Here is a 270-nt window from a genome sequence, read left to right as displayed (position 1 = left end):
GGCGCGTCAGCTGTATCATGACCGTGAAGAAGTAACTGTTCACGTGCGTCGTCTGTGGGCTGCCGTCGGCGGTCGTCGCGACGAGCGATAAAGCTACAATCCAGGTCGGATGGCGGCGAAATCGCCCTGTTCGGCTTGGATTGATTCAATCAGCTGTGTATCTGAAACAATATGCGTCACATTTTCCAGATGCCCAATCTGCGTCTCACCCGAGCGATTAAATTTACTCTTATCAATCAATAATAATGACTGCGCCGCACGCTTAAGCAG

The 270-nt window shown here is 51.1% G+C and carries 1 protein-coding gene and 1 pseudogene; one reads left to right on the top strand and one right to left on the bottom strand.

What is annotated here, in order from left to right; all coding sequences use genetic code 11:
• Nucleotides 1–91, top strand: a 91-nt coding sequence (locus FDX22_RS31145) for a hypothetical protein (RefSeq protein ID WP_255432934.1), incomplete at its 5' end; no start/stop codon positions are given.
• Nucleotides 92–93: 2 nt separating this feature from the next.
• Here the strand turns inward: FDX22_RS31145 and FDX22_RS31140 are convergent.
• Nucleotides 94–270: pseudogene (locus tag FDX22_RS31140) on the bottom strand (hypothetical protein); the annotation flags it as partial.

Source organism: Citrobacter sp. TBCS-14 (assembly GCF_005280805.1).
GTDB classification, from domain to species: domain Bacteria; phylum Pseudomonadota; class Gammaproteobacteria; order Enterobacterales; family Enterobacteriaceae; genus Citrobacter; species Citrobacter gillenii.
This window is presented reverse-complemented; position numbering and strand designations above follow the sequence as displayed.